The sequence below is a fragment of the Oryzihumus sp. JJN4-3R genome, assembly GCF_057747915.1.
Window position 1 is genome coordinate 2,771,909 of record NZ_CM173229.1, and the last position, 16,023, is coordinate 2,787,931.

Genomic DNA, 16,023 nt, shown 5'->3' on the forward strand with positions numbered 1-16,023 from the left:
TGCGCCCATGCGCAAATGGGAGTACGCCACCGTGCCGCTGATCGTGCACGCCACCAAGCAGATCCTCGACCAGTGGGGCGAGGACGGCTGGGAGCTGGTGCAGGTCCTGACCGGTCCGGACGGCAACGGCCTGGTGGCCTACCTGAAGCGGGAGAAGGCCTGATCATGAGCGAAGTCGAGAAGCGCCTGGCCGACCTGGGCCTCGAGCTGCCGGAGACCCCCAAGCCGGTCGCGGCCTACGTGCCCGCCGTGCGCGACGGCAGCTACATCTACACCTCGGGCCAGCTGCCGATGGTCTCCGGCCAGCTGGTGCAGACCGGCAAGGTCGGCGACGGCCACGGGCTCGTCCCCGCCGACGACGCCAAGAAGCTCGCCGAGACCTGCGCGCTCAACGCCATCGCCGCGGTGAAGTCCCAGGTCGGCGACCTGGACAAGGTCACCCGCGTGGTCAAGGTCGTCGGCTTCGTGGCCAGTGACCCCTCCTTCACCGGCCAGCCGGGCGTCATCAACGGGGCCAGCGAGCTGCTCGGCAAGGCCTTCGGCGACGCCGGCGTCCACGCCCGCTCCGCCGTCGGTGTCGCGGTGCTCCCCCTCGACGCCCCCGTCGAGGTCGAGATCACCGTCGCAGTGCGTGACTGAGCGCCTCGCGGAACACTGACGTCGCCAGCTCGACGAGCAGCCGGCGTGCGTCCTCATCCCTGAGGTCCACGACCGGCTGCTCGTGCTGGTCGTCGGCGAAGGTGTGCGCCAGCCGGCCGGCGTGGATGCCCAGGGCGCCCAGGCTGCCCGCCTTGGCGTCGTGCAGGTAGAGCGCGTTGACCAGCGCGACCAGGACCGCGTCCGCGTGGACGTTGCCGTCGTCGTCGCGCAGCATCACCCCGAGGGTGACCAGCTCGTCCAGGCTGCCCGGACGCTGCCGGTCCATCACCGAGACCATCATCGGGTCGACCACGACCATCGTGTCGGAGGACCGGTGCTTGCCCGGGGCGATCATCGCCCGCAGCAGCCGGGCGATCTCGACCTGCACGGCGTCCCGGCTGGCCAGCGAGGAGATCAGCGCCAGCGGGAAGCCGTGGTCGACGAAGGCCTTGACCATGCGCAGCTGGGCCATGTGCCGCTGGTCGTAGTAGCCGGTGCGGCCCCGGACGGTGGGCGGGTCCAGCAGCCCCTTGGTGCGGTAGAGCCGCAGGGTGCGCTCGGTCAGGCCGCTGGCCTGCGCCAGCTCCTCGATCGTGTACTCCCGCCCCATGCTGCGATCCTGCCACCGGGGCGACCCTGCCGGATGGCGTTTGCGCCCCTAGGATCGAGGACGTGAGGCGAGACTTCCCGCTCGGGTCGGCACCGGCGCTGGTCGAGCGCGCCCAGGAATGGCTCGACCGGTCAGCGGACGCACCCGCCGACGCGGTGGCCCCCCGGGCGGCGGCCACCGTGCTGCTGGTGCGGGACGGCCAGCACGGCGTCGAGGTGTTCATGCTGCGGCGGGTCGCAACGATGGAGTTCGCCCCGCGGATGATGGTCTTCCCCGGCGGGGGTGTCGACCCGCGCGACGCCGACCCGTCGCTGCCCTGGGCCGGCCCGACCCCGGCGGACTGGGGCCGGGCGCTCGGCGCCGACGAGACCACGGCCCGCGAGCTCGTGGTCGCCGCCGTGCGCGAGGTCTTCGAGGAGTGCGGGGTGCTGCTGGCCGGCCCCGACGCCGAGAGCGTGGTCGGGGACGTCAGCGGCGCGGACTGGCAGGCCGAGCGGCAGGCGCTGCTGTCCCGGGAGCGCTCCCTGGCCGAGGTGCTCATCGCGCGCGGCCTCGTGCTGCGCTCGGACCTGCTGCGGGCCCGCGCCCACTGGATCACCCCCGAGTTCGAGAGCCGGCGCTACGACACCCGCTTCTTCGCGGCGCTGCTGCCCGAGGGGCAGGTGCCCGACGACGCGACGACCGAGGCCGACCACGCCGCCTGGGTCGACCCGGCCGAGCTGCTGCGCGACTACCACCGCGGCGAGGCGCTGATGCTGCCGCCGACGGTGGTCAGCGTCGAGGAGGTCGCCGCCGCCCGCTCGGCCGACGAGTTCCTGCACGAGGAGACGCCGATCGAGCCGGTGCTGCCGGTCCTGACCCCGACCGACGACGGGGTCGTCATCCGCTGCGAGCTGCCGGTATGACGGGGGGCTGGGCCGGCGGGGCCGTCACCCCGCGCGCGGCGTGCGTGCTCGCCGGCAACCCGGGCCCGATGACGCTGGACGGCACCAACACGTGGGTGCTGTCCGAGCCCGGCTCCAACGGCTGCGCGGTCGTCGACCCGGGCCCTCTCGACGAGCGGCACCTGCGCCGCGTGCTCGACACTGTCGCCTCCCGCGGCGCCAGGGTCGAGCTGGTGCTGCTCACCCACCACCACCACGACCACGCCGAGTCGGCGGAGCACTTCAGCGAGCTGACCGGAGCGCCGGTGCGCGCCCTCGGCGACGGCTCCGGTGCCTCCGACGGGCTCAGCGACGGGGAGCGGCTCCAGGTCGGCGGCCTCCAGCTGCAGGTCGTCGCCACCCCCGGGCACACCGCCGACTCGCTGTCGTTGCTGCTGCCCGCCGACAACGCGCTGCTGACCGGCGACACCGTCCTCGGCCGGGGGACCACGGTGGTGAGCTACCCCGAGGGGCGACTCGCGGCATACCTGGACTCCCTGGAGCGGATCGCAGCGATGACCAACTCGGGTGAGGTCGAGACGATCCTGCCCGGGCACGGCCCGACGGTGCAGCACGCGGCGCAGGCGGTCTGGTACTACCTCGAGCACCGTCGCGAGCGACTGGGGCAGGTGCGCGCGGCGCTGGCCGACGGCGCGACCGACGCCGACGCCGTGGTGGCGCGGGTCTACGCCGACGTGCCGCAGGAGCTGCGGCCGGCAGCCCGGCTCAGCGTGCTGGCCCAGCTGGAGTACCTCCGGGCCAGGGGCGTCGGCGGGCGCGGCGCCTGAGTCTCCGCGGAGGGTTACCTCGCCGGCCGCGTCAGCGACGCGACCGGCGCGCGATACGGCTCAGCGGGCGCGGCGCTTGAGCCGCTCGACGTCGATCAGGATGACGGCGCGGGCCTCGAGCTTGATCCAGCCACGGGTGGCGAAGTCGGCCAGGGCCTTGTTGACCGTCTCGCGGGAGGCGCCGACGAGCTGCGCGAGCTCCTCCTGGGTGAGGTCGTGGGCGACGAGGATGCCCTCCTCGGCCGGGCGGCCGAAGCGGCTGGACAGGTCCAGCAGGGCCTTGGCCACGCGGCCGGGGACGTCGGTGAAGACCAGGTCGGCGAGGGTCTCGTTGGTGCGGCGGAGCCGGCGGGCCAGGGCCGCGAGCAGCGTGGCCGCGACCTCGGGGCGGTCGCTGAGGAAGGACTGGAGGTTGTCGTGGCCCAGGCCGATCAGCTGGGTCTCGGCCACCGCCGTGGCGGTCGCGGTGCGCGCGCCCGGGTCGAACAGGCTCAGCTCGCCGAACATCTCGCCCGGGCCGAGGATCGCGAGCAGGTTCTCGCGGCCGTCGCTGCTGGTGCGGCCGAGCTTGATCTTGCCCTCGCGGATCACGTAGAGCCGGTCACCCTGGTCGCCCTCGTGGAACAGGATGTCGCCCCGCTCGAGGTGGGTGGAGGTCATCGACTGCTGCAGGGCTGTCGCCGCCTCGTCATCGAGGGCAGCGAACAGGGGCGCCTTCTTCACGACATCGTTGTCCACGGCGGACAGTGTGCCATGCGCCCGACCGCGGGGGCGTCGCCCTCGCCTGCGCCCTCTAGGCTTGGTGCGTGTCCGTGAACGCCCGTGCCGAGACCCCGGTGGCCCTGACCCGGCGGGCACGCAAGATGTACCGCGCCCTGCTGGAGCGCTACCCCTACGCCCACTGCGAGCTGGACTTCACCGACCCGCTGGAGCTGCTGGTCGCCACCGTGCTGTCTGCGCAGACCACGGACGTGAGGGTCAACCTGGTCACCCCGACCCTGTTCGCGAAGTACCGGACCGCCGCGGACTATGCCGGGGCGGACCGCGCCGAGCTGGAGTCGATCATCCAGTCGACCGGCTTCTACCGGGCCAAGACCGACGCGCTGATCAAGCTGGGCACGGCCCTGGTCGAGCGCTTCGACGGCGAGGTCCCCGGCAAGCTCGAGTCCCTGGTGACCCTGCCCGGGGTGGGGCGCAAGACCGCCAACGTGGTGCTGGGCAACGCCTTCGGGGTGCCGGGCATCACCGTCGACACCCACTTCGCGCGGCTGTCGCGCCGGTTCGGTTGGACGAGCGAGGACGACCCCGTCAAGATCGAGCACGCTGTCGGTGCGCTGATCCCGCGCAAGGACTGGACCATGCTGTCCCACGTCGTGATCTTCCACGGCCGACGCACCTGCCATGCCCGAAAGCCAGCGTGCGGCGCCTGCCCGGTCGCGCGGTGGTGCCCCTCCTACGGAGAGGGCGAGACCGACCCCGACAAGGCCGTGAAGCTGTTGAAGTACGAGCTCGCCCCGGACGCCTCGTGAGCGGACCCGTGTCCGGTGTGCCGGGCCCCGGTGCTCCCCGCCCGGCCTGGATGCACGACCTGGAGCGCGCCCTCGGCCAGGTCTCCGGCGACTTCTTCAGCCGCTTCCTCCCTCCGGACGAGGGGGGACGGCAGTCGGCCGTCCTGATGCTCTTCGGGCCCTCGGAGGAAGGCGGTGAGGACGTGGTCCTCACCGAGCGCTCCCACGACATGCGCTCCCACGCCGGTCAGGTGTCCTTCCCCGGCGGCTCGCTGGATCCCGACGACGCCGGGCCGGTGCACGCCGCCCTGCGCGAGGCGCGGGAGGAGGTCGGGCTCGACCCCTCCGGCGTCGACGTGGTCGCCGAGCTCCCGGCGCTCTACCTGCCGCCGAGCGACTTCGTCGTGACCCCTGTCCTCGCCTGGTGGGCCGACCCGCACCGCATCGACGTGGTCGACGACCGCGAGGTGGCCCGCGTCGTGCGCGCCCCGCTGGCCGAGCTGACCGACCCGGCCCGGCGGTTCACCGTCACCCACCCCAGCGGCTTCATCGGGCCGGCCTTCGACGTCGACGGCCTGCTCGTGTGGGGGTTCACGGCCGGGCTGCTGGCCAAGGTGCTCGAGCTGGCCGGCCTGGAGCGGGAGTGGGACCGCGGCGAGCGGCGCCCGCTGCCGGACCGCTTCACGCAGGAGTGGCAGCGCCGGGCCGATCGGGGGAGTGCACAGTGATGGGGTTCCTGCCCGTCGTCGACATCCTGCTGGCCATCGTCCTGGTCAGCTACGCCGTGACCGGCTACCGCCAGGGCTTCGTCGTCAGCGTGATGTCGCTGGTCGGCTTCCTCGGCGGCGGTGCCGTCGGCATGTGGCTGCTGCCGCTGCTGTTGCAGCAGTGGGACGCCGTGAACGGCCTCGCCGTGGTGCGCACCGGCCTGCTCGTCTTCGGCGTGTTCGTCCTCGCCTCGGTCGGGCAGGCCCTCGCCGTCAACCTCGCGGCCCGCGTGCGTTCCCAGGTCCGGGCGCCGCAGGCCCGCAACGTGGACGCCGTGCTGGGCTCGGTGACCGTGCTGGTCGCCGTCTCCGTGCTCGTCTGGTTCATCGCCGGCGCCGTCCGCGGCGGCGCCCCCGCACCGATCGCCCGCGCCATCGGCGAGTCCCGCATCCTGCGGGTCATCGACGACGTCGTCCCGCCGCAGACCTCCCGGCTGTTCGCCGGGTTCCGCGGGGTGCTCGACAGCGAGGGCTTCCCGCGGGTGTTCGAGGGGGTCGGCGCCGAGCCGATCATCCCGATCTCCCCGCCGGACAACTCGATCTCCACGGACAAGCGGTTCCTGAGCACCTCCACCTCGGTCGTCAAGATCACCGGGGTGGCCCAGGCCTGCAACCGCGGCCAGGAGGGCAGCGGGTTCGTCTACGCCCCCGAGCACGTCGTCACGAACGCCCACGTCGTGGCGGGCGTCGACGAGCCGCACGTGCGCATCGGCGGGTCCGGGCGCTCGCTGGCGGCCCGGATCGTCGTCCTCGACCCCAAGCGCGACCTGGCCGTCCTCGACGTGCCGGGGCTGACCGCGCCGGCGCTGAAGCCGGGCGAGGTCCTCGGCCGGGGCGACAGCGCCGCCGTGGTCGGGTTCCCGCTGGACGGGCCCTTCCGCGTCGACGCCGCCCGTATCCGCGAGACCATCAGCGCCCGGGGCTCCGACATCTACGGCGACCCCGGCACCGTCCGCGAGGTCTACTCGCTCTACTCCCGGGTCGAGCCCGGCAACTCCGGTGGCCCGCTGCTGGACCCCCTGGGCCGGGTCGCCGGCGTGGTGTTCGCCAAGTCCCTCGACGACGACGTCACCGGCTACGCCCTGACGCTCGCGGAGGCCAAGCCGGTCCTCGACGCCGGCCGCCAGGCGACGCGGACCGTGCCGAGCGGAGCCTGCGCCGCCGGCTGACCCCTCCGGAGGGGCACCACCACTTCGCCCAGGCGGACGAAGGCACACCTCCCGCGCCGGGAGGTGTGCCTGTCGTCGACCTCAGCGGGTGGGGGCGGGCACGGCGGTGTCGGCCAGCCAGCGCAGCAGCAGCCGGTTGACCTGCTCGGGGGCCTCCTCCGGCAGGAAGTGCCCGACCCCGGCCAGGAAGTGCTCCTCGAACGGGCCGCTCACCGTGGCCCGGGACCCGGTGGCGGCCGAGGCCACGACCGCGCCGTCGTCCACGCCGTGCACGTGCAGGACCGGCACCTCGACCGGCTGGCCGAGCCGCGCCGCGAAGCGACGGCCGTCGAGGCGCAGCTGGGAGCGCACCACCCAGCGGTAGTACTCCGCCGCGGAGTGGGCCACGAACGGGATGGACATCGCCTCGGTGTAGCGCCGGACCTCCTCCTCGTCCGGCCAGGCGTTCTCCGGCGAGGACCACTGCTGCAGCAGGCGCTCGACATACCGGGGTCCCTGGACCATCTGGCGCTCGGGGACGAACGGGCGCTGAAGCCCGCCGAGGTAGCGGTTCGCGCGGAACTGGTGCGGGTCGGTGAACGACGCGCGGCGCAGGACCAGCGGGTGCGGCATGGCCAGCGCGGCGACCGCGCGGGTGACGGCCGGCTGCATCGCGGGCATGGACCAGGCGATCCAGCCGCCCCAGCCGTGGCCGACCACCACCGCGTCGGTCTCGCCGAGGGAGCGGATCACGCTGGCGGCGTCGGCGGCCAGGGTGAAGGTGTCATAGCCGCGCGGGGGCTTGTCGGACCCGCCGTAGCCACGCAGGTCCATCGCGGCGGCGCGGTAGCCCGCTTCCGCCAGCGCCGTCATCTGGTGCCGCCACGCCCACCAGAACTGCGGGAAGCCGTGCAGCAGCAGGACCAGCGGGCCCTCACCGACCTCGGCGACGTGGAACCGGGCTCCGTTGGCGGAGACGAACCGGTGCTCCCACGGCCCGTCGACGAGCACGGAGGAGGCGTCGTTGCTCATGGTTGGTGCGGGCCCTCGGTGCTCGGCGGACGGGTCTGGGGGTGCGGTCGCGGCGGTGCGCCTCGGCTCAGGAGCCGGGCTTGATCGCCGCGATCGTGTCCTGGGTGGTCTTGATGGTGCGCTCGGGCTTGCCCTTGATCTTGCCGAAGGCCGACCTTGCGACGAGGACGCAGATCGCCCCGATCACCAGCAGTGCGACGGCGACGATGAGGAACGCCAGCCACGGCGACAGGCCCGCGGCGACCAGGCCGTAGGCGGCCGAGATGAGCAGCAGGATCAGGGCGAGGAAGGAGAAGACACCGGCGATGGAGACCAGCGCCGCACCCTCGCCGGCCTTCTTGGCGTCGGCGGTGATCTCGGCCTTGGCCAGGTTGATCTCGCTGCGCATGATCGCCGACAGGTCCTGCGTCGCGGACGCGACGAGCTGCCCCAGCGTGCGCTCGGTGGCGCCGTTGTCGGTGGCCGTCATCGATGTCACCTCCGTGGTCGGTGCCGCGGGGGGTCCTCCGGCACGGGACGACCCTATCGGCCCGGCTCCGGCTCGGCGCGGTCCGCCGAGCCCCCGAAGACGTCGGGGACGCCGTCGTGGTCGGCGTCGACCTCCTCGGCCTCGACCAGGCGGCGGTAGTGCCGGTTGCGCAGCCGGAGCGCGACGGCGGCCGCCGCGGCCGCCACGACGGAACCGGTGAGCACGGCCAGCTTGACGTGCTCGTCGCGCGGGGAGCCGGTGCCGTAGGCCAGCTCGCCGATGAGCAGCGAGACCGTGAACCCGACCCCGGCCAGGACGGACAGCCCGAGCACGTCGGCCCACGCGAGGTCGCTGTCCAGCTCGGCCCGGGTGAACCGGGCGAACGCCCACGTGCCGCCGAAGACCCCGACCATCTTGCCCAGCACCAGCCCGGTGACGACGCCGATCGCCGCCGGGTCGCGCAGCGCGTCGGCCAGCCCGCCGCCCACGACCGTCACCCCCGCGGCCATGAACGCGAACACGGGGACGGCGAACCCTGCCGAGAACGGCCGCAGCCGGTGCTCGAACCGGTCCGCGAGGGTATGCCGGCCGCCCCGGTCCCGCGGTCCGGACCGGACCGGGACGAGCAGTCCCAGGGCGACCCCGGCGACGGTGGCATGGATCCCGCTCGCATGAACCAGCGCCCACGCGAGCACCGCCACGGGCAGCAGCAGCCACCACCGGTCCACCCGGCGCTGGACGAGGAAGCCGAACAACCCCAACGGGATCAGCGCCAGCAACAGCGCCCGGACGTCGAGGTGGTCGGTGTAGAAGAGCGCGATGATCGTGATCGCCACCAGGTCGTCGACCACGGCGAGGGTGAGCAGGAACGAGCGCAGTGCCGACGGCAGGTGCGTGTTGATCACCGCGAGCACAGCCAGGGCGAAGGCGATGTCGGTGGCCGTCGGCACCGCCCAGCCGCGCAGCACGTCGCCGCCGGAGGGGCCGACCAGGCGGGAGGTGACGACGAAGAGCACGGCCGGCAGGGCCACTCCGCACAGCGCCGCCGCGATGGGCAGGGCGGCCCGGGCCGGCTCGGACAGGTCGCCGACGACGAACTCGCGCTTGAGCTCCAGCCCGGCGACGAAGAAGAAGACCGCGAGCAGGCCGTCGGAGGCCCACTGGGCCAGGCTCAGGTCGAGGTGCAGGGCGGCCGGCCCGACATGGAGGTCCCGCAGGGCGGTGTAGGCATCGGACCACGGGCTGTTGGCCCAGGCGATGGCGAGGACGGCGGCCACCAGCAGGAGCACCCCGCCGACCGTCTCGGTGCGCAGCGCGGCGGTGATGCGCTGCACCTCCGGCCAGGTCGAACGGCGGAAGAGCCGCGGGCGAAGCGGTGGCGTGGTCACGGTGCGGCCTCCAGGCGGGGTCGGCAAGGCGATGCCGACCAGACTTCCCGGCGCACCGGGGCCAGTTTATCGACGCCGGGCTTACCGTGAACCATGAGCAACGTGGCCACCGCCGACCTGTATGCCGGGTGCCCGGACCGGGAGTCCAGCCCCGGTCACGTGCTGCAGCGCTACGACGCGATCCACGCCATGATCAGCCCGCGCAACGAGGTGCTGCGGCTGCTGCCGCACAAGGAGCGCCGCATGGTCGGGGCGTGGTGCTTCGCCGACGTCTACGGGCCCACCGACGTGCGTGGCCAGGAGGGCATGGGCGTCGCCCCGCACCCGCACATGGGTCTGCAGACGGTCAGCTGGCTGGTCCGCGGCACGGTGGTGCACCGCGACAGCCTCGGCAGCACCGCCCTGGTCGAGCCGGGCCGGGTCGCGGTCATGACGGCGGGCCACGGCATCGCCCACTCCGAGAACTCCCCGCCCGACCACGGACCGGTGCTGCACGGGGCACAGCTGTGGGTGGCCCTGCCCGAGCACGCCCGGCACGACGGGCGCGCCTTCGAGCTGCACGACCCCGCGCCGGTGCTCGAGGTGGACGGGCTGCGCGCCCAGGTCTTCATGGGCGAGCTGGGCGGCGTCGTCGCCTCCGCGCAGGGCGTGACCCCACTGGTCGGGGCGGAGCTGTCCCCGGCCGGCCCGGGGAGGCGGGCCGGCCGACTGCCGCTGGACGCGGCATACGAACACGTCCTCATCCCGCTCGCGGGGGAGGTGCGGGTGGGCCGCCTCGGGGTCGAGGCCGGCCAGGCGCTCTACGTCGGGCTGCAGCGCGACGAGCTCGACCTCGCGCTCTCGGCCGACGCCCGGGTGCTGCTCCTCGGTGGCGTGCCGTTCGAGGAGGAGATCGTCATGTGGTGGAACTTCGTCGGCCGGACCCACGAGGAGATCGCGGAGGCCCGCCGGCAGTGGAACGGCAAGGAGGGCCGCTTCGGCGAGGTCGAGCACTACCCCGGCCCCGAACGGCTCGCGGCGCCCGAGCTGCCGCACGTGCGGCTGCGGCCCCGCGGGCGCGTGTCCTGACGTCACCGCGCCGGTGGCCGGCGACTGAAGAGTCGGTGAATCCCGCACGCCCGCAACCCCGCTGACGCCTCCACGTCATCTCGCCGGGTCATGGTGGGGGCATGTCCTACGGCGCTGAGACGGGCCCGCTGGCGATCGCGCACCGCGGGGGAGCGGGGCTGGCCCCGGAGAACACCCTGGCGGCCTTCGCCCGGGCGACGGCCCTCGGGCTGCGCTACCTGGAGACCGACCTGCGCCCGACCTCCGACGGCGAGCTGGTCTGCTTCCACGACGAGACCGTGGACCGGGTGACGGCGGCGCGGGGGCGGGTCGCGGTGCGGCCGTTGCGCGGGCTGAAGACGTTGCCGGTCAACGGGATCGAGCCGATCCCGTCACTGGTCGAGGCGCTGGAGGCGTTCCCCGACGCCCGCTTCACCGTGGACCTCAAGGACGAGTCGGCCATCACGCCCCTGGTGCGGGTGCTGCGCCGCCCCGGGGTCGCCGAGCGGGTCTGTGTCGCCGGGGCGTGGGACGGGTGGCTGGGCCACGTCCAGCGCGAGGTGCCGGCGACGACGACCGCGCTGGGCTGGCGCTCGCTGTCGGCCCTGGTCGCCTGTGCCCGCGCGGGGGTGCGCCCGCCCCGGGCCCTGGCGACCGGCCGCTTCGTCCACGTCCCGCTGCGGTTCTGGCGGATGCCGGTCTTCGGCGCGCGGCTCGTGGACATGGCCCACGACCTCGGCGTGGGGGTCGTCGTCTGGACCGTCGACGACCCGGCCGTGATGCACCGGCTGCTCGACCTCGGCGTCGGCGGCGTGATCACCGACCGCCCGGACCTGCTGCGCGAGGTCCTCATCGCCCGCGGCCAGTGGACCCCAATGCCCATGGCGACAAGCGCTTCCGCGGCGCCAGGGCCCGTCGCACCTGTCGCGGGCTGACCCCGCACAGCGGTATGCCGGGTGCGGACGTCCGCACCCGGCATACCGGTGGTGGGTGGCTCAGTCCTCGGAGGAGCCGGACAGGCCGGCCTTGATGAGGTTCATGACCGAGGAGTCGGCCAGCGTGGTGACGTCGCCGACCTCGCGGTTCTCGGCGACGTCGCGCAGCAGGCGGCGCATGATCTTGCCCGAGCGCGTCTTGGGCAGCTCGGCCACGACCATGATCTGGCGCGGCTTGGCGATCGGGCCGATCTCCTTGGCCACGTGGTTGCGCAGCTCCTGCACGGTCTCGTCGCCGTTGTCGGCGAAGCCGCCGCGCAGGATGACGAAGGCGCACACGGCCTGGCCGGTGGTCTCGTCGGTGGCGCCGACGACGGCGGCCTCGGCCACGCTCGGGTGGGACACCAGCGCGGACTCGATCTCGGCCGTGGACAGGCGGTGGCCCGAGACGTTCATGACGTCGTCGACCCGGCCGAGCAGCCAGATGTTGCCGTCGGCGTCGTACTTCGCGCCGTCACCGGCGAAGTAGTACTTCTCCCCGAACCGGCTCCAGTAGGTCTCCTTGTATCGCTCCTGGTCGCCCCAGATGCCGCGCAGCATCGCCGGCCACGGCTTGGTGAGCACGAGGTAGCCGACCGACTCGGGGTCGTGCAGCGGCTTGCCCTCGTCGTCGAGGATCTCGGCGCTGATGCCGGGGATCGGGCGCTGCGCCGAGCCGGGCTCGAGGTCGGTGACGCCCGGCAGCGGGCTGATCATGATCGCGCCGGTCTCGGTCTGCCACCACGTGTCGACGATCGGCGCGCGGTCGCCGCCGATGTGCTTGCGGTACCAGAGCCACGCCTCGGGGTTGATCGGCTCGCCGACCGACCCGAGGACCCGCAGCGAGGACAGGTCGTACTGCGCGGGGATGTCGTCGCCCCACTTCATGAACGTCCGGATCGCGGTGGGAGCGGTGTAGAGGATGGTGACGCCGTACTTCTGCACGAGCTCCCACCACCGGCCCTGGTGCGGGGTGTCCGGGGTGCCCTCGTAGAGGACCTGCGTCGCGCCGTTGGCCAGCGGGCCGTAGACGATGTAGGAGTGGCCGGTCACCCAGCCCACGTCGGCGGTGCACCAGTAGACGTCGGTCTCCGGGTGCACGTCGTGGACGACCGCGTTGGTGTAGGCCGTCTGGGTCAGGTAGCCACCGGTGGTGTGGAAGATGCCCTTGGGCTTCCCGGTGGTGCCGCTCGTGTAGAGGATGAACAGCGGGTGCTCGCTGTCGTGCGGCTGGGCCTCGTGCTGGTCGCTGGCGCTGTCGACGACGTCGTGCCACCAGACGTCGCGGCTGTCGTCCCAGGCCACCTCGGTCTTGGTGCGCTGGACGACGAGGACCTTCTCCACGGGGGAGTCGGCGCCGGTGACGGCCTCGTCGACGGCCGGCTTGAGCGGGGCCGGCTTGCCGCGGCGGAACTGCCCGTCGGTCGTGACGACGACGCGGGCCTCGGCGTCGGCGATGCGGGTGCGCAGGGCGTCGGCGGAGAAGCCGCCGAAGACCACCGAGTGCGGGGCGCCGATGCGGGCGCAGGCCAGCATGGTGAAGACGGTCTCGGGGAGCATCGGCATGTAGATCGCCACGCGGTCGCCCTTGCGCACGCCGAGGGACTCCAGGGCGTTGGCGGTCTTGCACACCTCGCGCTGGAGGTCGGCGTAGGTGACGGTGCGGGTGTCGCCGCCCTCGCCCTCGAAGTGGATGGCCACGCGGTCGCCGTTGCCGGCCTCGACGTGGCGGTCCACGCAGTTGCGAGCGACGTTGAGCTCGCCGCCGACGAACCACTTGGCGAACGGCGCACCGCTCCAGTCCAGCGTGGTGTCGAAGTCCTTGTCCCAGGTGACGTAGCGCCGGGCCTGCTCGGCCCAGAACGCCTCGTGGTCGGCACCGGCCGCGTCGTAGAGGGAGGCGTCACCGTTGGCCTGAGCCGCGAAGTCCGGGTCCGGGGTGAAGGTGCGGGTCTCGGTCGATGACGTCTGGTCGGTCACGGGTCCTCCTGGGGATCTCGGCGCGCGTACGACGACACTCAACCCCGTTGCGGGTGAGGCTTCAACCGTAGGGTGACCGCCCGCCGGTGGGTGGGGATCGCGGCGTCCTCACCGGCCGGCGGGCGGGCGGTACCCTCCCGCCATGACAGAGCGGACAAAGGGGACGGCCGCGTCGGCGATGGCGCAGGTCCGCGAGCAGTTCTCGTGGCTGCCGAAGATGCTCCTGGCGGTGGCCGTCGTGGTGCTGGCCTGGGGCTGGTGGGCGCTGGCGTTCGCGCCCTGGACCCGGTCGGGCGTCACCGGCGACGCCGTCCTGTGGCCGCCGCACCTGCCGGTGCTGCTGACGCAGTTCGAGCCGGCGGTGTTCGGCTCCCTGGGCGCGGCGCTCGTGGTGATCGTCGTGCTGCGCCGCGCCGGCCTGGCGCTGCTGTCGGTCCTGCTCGGCTACGCGGCAGCCGTGTGGTTCACCCTGCACCCCACGCTGCCGGCCGCGGCCACGCCCGACCCGACCGAGCAGAAGATCATGTTCGTCACCACCGGGCTGGCCGCCGTCGTCGGCCTCGCGCTCGGTGTCGTCGCGACCCGCGGCCCGCAGCGGCTGGGCTTCCTCGGGCTCCTGGGCGTCGGGCCGGTCGTCGGGCTGGTGCTGACGCTGCTCCACGTCGACGGCCCGGGCATCGTCCTCAGCCGCCTGCTGCTGGCCGGTCTCCTGGTGCTGCTCGCCTGGCGCCGCTGGACCGGCGTCCTGCTCTGGCCGGTGTTCTTCCTCTGGCTCTGGCTGCTGTCCCTGGTGGAGAACACGCTGCGCTACGGCACCGAGACGCTGCGCCACCCCGGCGGCAGCCGGGCCAGCGTCTCCACCGTGCTGGACGCCATGCGCGACTTCGTGCCCAACGCCTGGTCGGTGCTGCTGTCCAACGCCTGGCACTCCCTCTGGCCCGCGCTGCTCCTGGCTGCTGTGGTCCTCGCCTGGCGCGCCGCGTGGCCGAGCCTGAAGCAGCGCCTCGGCACGTTGCCGCTGCCGGCCCGCAAGTCCGCCGGCGCCAAGGCCGAGCCCGCCCCCGAAGGCGACTGACCGCGCATACCCGTCCCTGGACGCACTGCGGGCCGCGCCCCCTGAGGGGACGCGGCCCGCAGCCGTATGCCGGGTGGTTCAGCCCGCGGCCGTCACCGCGTCGAGCGCGTCGGCGATGCCCTCGCCGTAGAACGCGTTGTCCTGCACCGTCCCCGTGCACCGCGCGTCCGTCGGGCAGGCGTGGTCGTCGGCCTCGCCGCGCAGCATCGCGATGAGCTGGGCCGGGGTGGCCGAGGGGTGCGTGGACTTCAGCAGCGCGAGGACGCCCGCGACGTGCGGGGAGGCCATCGAGGTGCCGCTGAGCAGGGCATAGCCGCCACCGGGCCAGGTCGACAGGATCCGCGAGCCGGGGGCGGCGGCGTCGATGACGCCCTCACCGAAGTTGGAGTAGCTCGCCTTGTCCGTCGTCGAGGTCAGCGCCGAGACCGTGGCGACGCCCGGCAGCTCGGTCGGGATGTCGTGGCAGCCGTTGTTGATCGTCCGCACGACCGGCGTGCTGTCGTCGGGGCTGGTCTTGTCGGTCGTCTTGTGCGCCAGGTCGTAGTTGCTGTTGCCGGCCGCCGCCGCGCTGACCACGCCCTCCTTCTCCGACCACGCCACGGCCCGGCGGAGCGACTCCATCGCGGCGGCCTGGTCGGGCTGGTCGTCGCAGTAGAACTGGAACGGGTCGACGTAGTAGCTGTTGTTGGTCACGTCCATGTGCTTCAGGCCGGCCCACATGAAGCCGCACACGGCGTACTCGGGGTAGATGTAGCCGTCGTCGCTGACCACCTTGACCGAGGCGAGGCGCACGTTCGGTGCGACGCCGACGATGCCGATCCCGTTGCGGGCCGCGGCGATCGTGCCGGCGACGTGGGTGCCGTGACCGCTCGTCGTGGGCAGCCAGCTGCTCGGGGTGGTGTCCGGCTTGCCGGCGCCGATGCAGCTCGCCGAGTCGGCGGCGTCGATGTTCGGCTTGAGGTCGGGGTGGCTGGCGTCGATGCCGCTGTCGAGCACGCCGACGAGGACGCTGCGGGAGCCGTCGGTGACCTGGTGGGCCTGGTCGGCCTTGATCATCGCCATGTCCCACTGCTCGGACTCGCGCGGGTCGGCCACCGGCCCGGCGTCCTGGGCGTCGCCGGCGCTCATCTGGCCGGCCGACGCGTGCTGGGTCGCCGCGGTGCTGCTGCCCGGGGTGCCCTCCTTGACCGCGACGGTCCGGGTGGCGCCGACCGACTCCACGGCGTGGCCCTCGGCCAGCCGCACGACGTCGGCGCGGAAGGCCGAGCGCGTGGAGTGGGCGACGACGACGCCGATCTCCGGCCAGGACTGCACGACGGTGCCACCGGCCGCGCGGACGGCGCGCTCGACGAGGAGCGTCTGCCCGGGGTTGGCGTCCTTGGCGTTGAGCAGGTAGCTCATGAGCATGCCGTCGGGGGTCGCGATCGGCACCGGCGTGGAGGTGGGCTGGTCCGCGGCCGGCGAGGCCTGGGCGAGACCGGAGCCGAGCAGCGAGGTCGCGAGGACGGTCGCCGCCGCGGCGACCAGCGTCGCGCGGCGACGGGTTGGACGAAGGGGCATGGGCACTCCCGGTGGTGAGGGGGTTGCGGGCGTCCGTGCGGAGCGGTTTGTCGCGCATGGACCGTTTCGGACCCTAGGTCGGGGTTTGTCCGGGTGGGGCGGAGTAGCGGTTCCT

17 protein-coding genes are annotated in these 16,023 nt (G+C 73.3%); 10 read left to right on the forward strand and 7 right to left on the reverse strand.

Annotated elements, in window-relative coordinates:
• The first annotated feature begins 7 nt into the window (after positions 1-7).
• Both sp36 and AC3ANM_RS13245 read left to right on the forward strand, forming a co-directional pair.
• Positions 8-163: a Sp36 family protein gene (gene sp36, locus AC3ANM_RS13240; protein WP_141790440.1), complete on the forward strand. Its 156-nt coding sequence runs from the start codon at positions 8-10 to the stop codon at positions 161-163.
• A 2-nt stretch (positions 164-165) separates the two neighbouring features.
• Complete coding sequence (locus AC3ANM_RS13245; RefSeq protein WP_488284883.1) at positions 166-639, forward strand: RidA family protein; 474 nt, start codon at positions 166-168, stop codon at positions 637-639.
• Here the strand turns inward: AC3ANM_RS13245 and AC3ANM_RS13250 are convergent.
• Positions 617-1,249: a MerR family transcriptional regulator gene (locus AC3ANM_RS13250; protein ID WP_488284884.1), complete on the reverse strand. Its 633-nt coding sequence runs from the start codon at positions 1,247-1,249 to the stop codon at positions 617-619. The genes AC3ANM_RS13245 and AC3ANM_RS13250 overlap by 23 nt on opposite strands.
• Positions 1,250-1,311: 62 nt before the next feature.
• On the opposite strand from AC3ANM_RS13250, the gene AC3ANM_RS13255 reads away from it, so the two are divergent.
• Both AC3ANM_RS13255 and AC3ANM_RS13260 read left to right on the forward strand, forming a co-directional pair.
• Positions 1,312-2,154: an NUDIX hydrolase gene (locus AC3ANM_RS13255; protein WP_488284885.1), complete on the forward strand. Its 843-nt coding sequence runs from the start codon at positions 1,312-1,314 to the stop codon at positions 2,152-2,154.
• On the forward strand, positions 2,151-2,960 hold the full coding sequence (locus AC3ANM_RS13260) for an MBL fold metallo-hydrolase (RefSeq protein ID WP_488284886.1): 810 nt from the start codon (positions 2,151-2,153) through the stop codon (positions 2,958-2,960). Before AC3ANM_RS13255 ends, AC3ANM_RS13260 begins: the two co-directional genes overlap by 4 nt.
• Before the next feature lie 60 nt (positions 2,961-3,020).
• Here AC3ANM_RS13260 and AC3ANM_RS13265 read toward each other — a convergent pair whose 3' ends face one another.
• Entirely contained in the window at positions 3,021-3,698 is a 678-nt protein-coding gene (locus AC3ANM_RS13265; RefSeq protein ID WP_488284887.1) for a Crp/Fnr family transcriptional regulator, read from the reverse strand.
• 125 nt (positions 3,699-3,823) lie between these two features.
• Here AC3ANM_RS13265 and nth point away from each other — a divergent pair, with 125 nt between their 5' ends.
• From nth to AC3ANM_RS13280, 3 genes are read left to right on the forward strand one after another with little or no spacing between them, the layout of a single operon-like run.
• Positions 3,824-4,489, forward strand: a complete 666-nt coding sequence (nth, locus tag AC3ANM_RS13270) for an endonuclease III (protein WP_488287952.1) — start codon at positions 3,824-3,826, stop codon at positions 4,487-4,489.
• Positions 4,486-5,196, forward strand: a complete 711-nt coding sequence (locus AC3ANM_RS13275) for an NUDIX hydrolase (protein ID WP_488284888.1) — start codon at positions 4,486-4,488, stop codon at positions 5,194-5,196. Before nth ends, AC3ANM_RS13275 begins: the two co-directional genes overlap by 4 nt.
• The gene (locus AC3ANM_RS13280; RefSeq protein ID WP_488284889.1) at positions 5,196-6,404 is read left to right on the forward strand and encodes a MarP family serine protease; all 1,209 of its coding nucleotides are present in this window, start codon (positions 5,196-5,198) and stop codon (positions 6,402-6,404) included. The genes AC3ANM_RS13275 and AC3ANM_RS13280 overlap by 1 nt, the downstream gene beginning before the upstream one ends.
• Positions 6,405-6,485: 81 nt before the next feature.
• Here AC3ANM_RS13280 and AC3ANM_RS13285 read toward each other — a convergent pair whose 3' ends face one another.
• From AC3ANM_RS13285 to nhaA, 3 genes are all read right to left on the reverse strand, one after another.
• Positions 6,486-7,415 carry an alpha/beta fold hydrolase gene (locus tag AC3ANM_RS13285; protein WP_488284890.1) on the reverse strand — a complete coding sequence of 310 codons (930 nt, stop codon included), beginning with the start codon at positions 7,413-7,415 and terminating at the stop codon, positions 6,486-6,488.
• 67 nt (positions 7,416-7,482) lie between these two features.
• Complete coding sequence (locus AC3ANM_RS13290) at positions 7,483-7,884, reverse strand: phage holin family protein (RefSeq protein ID WP_488284891.1); 402 nt, start codon at positions 7,882-7,884, stop codon at positions 7,483-7,485.
• Positions 7,885-7,937: 53 nt separating this feature from the next.
• Positions 7,938-9,272, reverse strand: a complete 1,335-nt coding sequence (gene nhaA, locus AC3ANM_RS13295; protein ID WP_488284892.1) for a Na+/H+ antiporter NhaA — start codon at positions 9,270-9,272, stop codon at positions 7,938-7,940.
• Positions 9,273-9,365: 93 nt separating this feature from the next.
• On the opposite strand from nhaA, the gene AC3ANM_RS13300 reads away from it, so the two are divergent.
• Together AC3ANM_RS13300 and AC3ANM_RS13305 are read left to right on the forward strand one after the other, a co-directional pair.
• Positions 9,366-10,340: a pirin family protein gene (locus AC3ANM_RS13300; RefSeq protein ID WP_488284893.1), complete on the forward strand. Its 975-nt coding sequence runs from the start codon at positions 9,366-9,368 to the stop codon at positions 10,338-10,340.
• A gap of 101 nt (positions 10,341-10,441) precedes the next feature.
• Complete coding sequence (locus AC3ANM_RS13305) at positions 10,442-11,254, forward strand: glycerophosphodiester phosphodiesterase family protein (protein WP_488284894.1); 813 nt, start codon at positions 10,442-10,444, stop codon at positions 11,252-11,254.
• A gap of 60 nt (positions 11,255-11,314) precedes the next feature.
• Here AC3ANM_RS13305 and acs read toward each other — a convergent pair whose 3' ends face one another.
• Positions 11,315-13,273 carry an acetate--CoA ligase gene (acs, locus tag AC3ANM_RS13310; RefSeq protein ID WP_488284895.1) on the reverse strand — a complete coding sequence of 653 codons (1,959 nt, stop codon included), beginning with the start codon at positions 13,271-13,273 and terminating at the stop codon, positions 11,315-11,317.
• Positions 13,274-13,415: 142 nt separating this feature from the next.
• Here acs and AC3ANM_RS13315 point away from each other — a divergent pair, with 142 nt between their 5' ends.
• Positions 13,416-14,348 (forward strand): hypothetical protein, encoded by a 933-nt coding sequence (locus AC3ANM_RS13315; RefSeq protein WP_488284896.1) that lies wholly within the window; start codon positions 13,416-13,418, stop codon positions 14,346-14,348.
• 78 nt (positions 14,349-14,426) lie between these two features.
• Here the strand turns inward: AC3ANM_RS13315 and AC3ANM_RS13320 are convergent, their stop codons facing one another.
• The gene (locus tag AC3ANM_RS13320; protein ID WP_488284897.1) at positions 14,427-15,908 is read right to left on the reverse strand and encodes a S8 family peptidase; all 1,482 of its coding nucleotides are present in this window, start codon (positions 15,906-15,908) and stop codon (positions 14,427-14,429) included.
• Between the last annotated feature and the right edge of the window lie 115 nt (positions 15,909-16,023).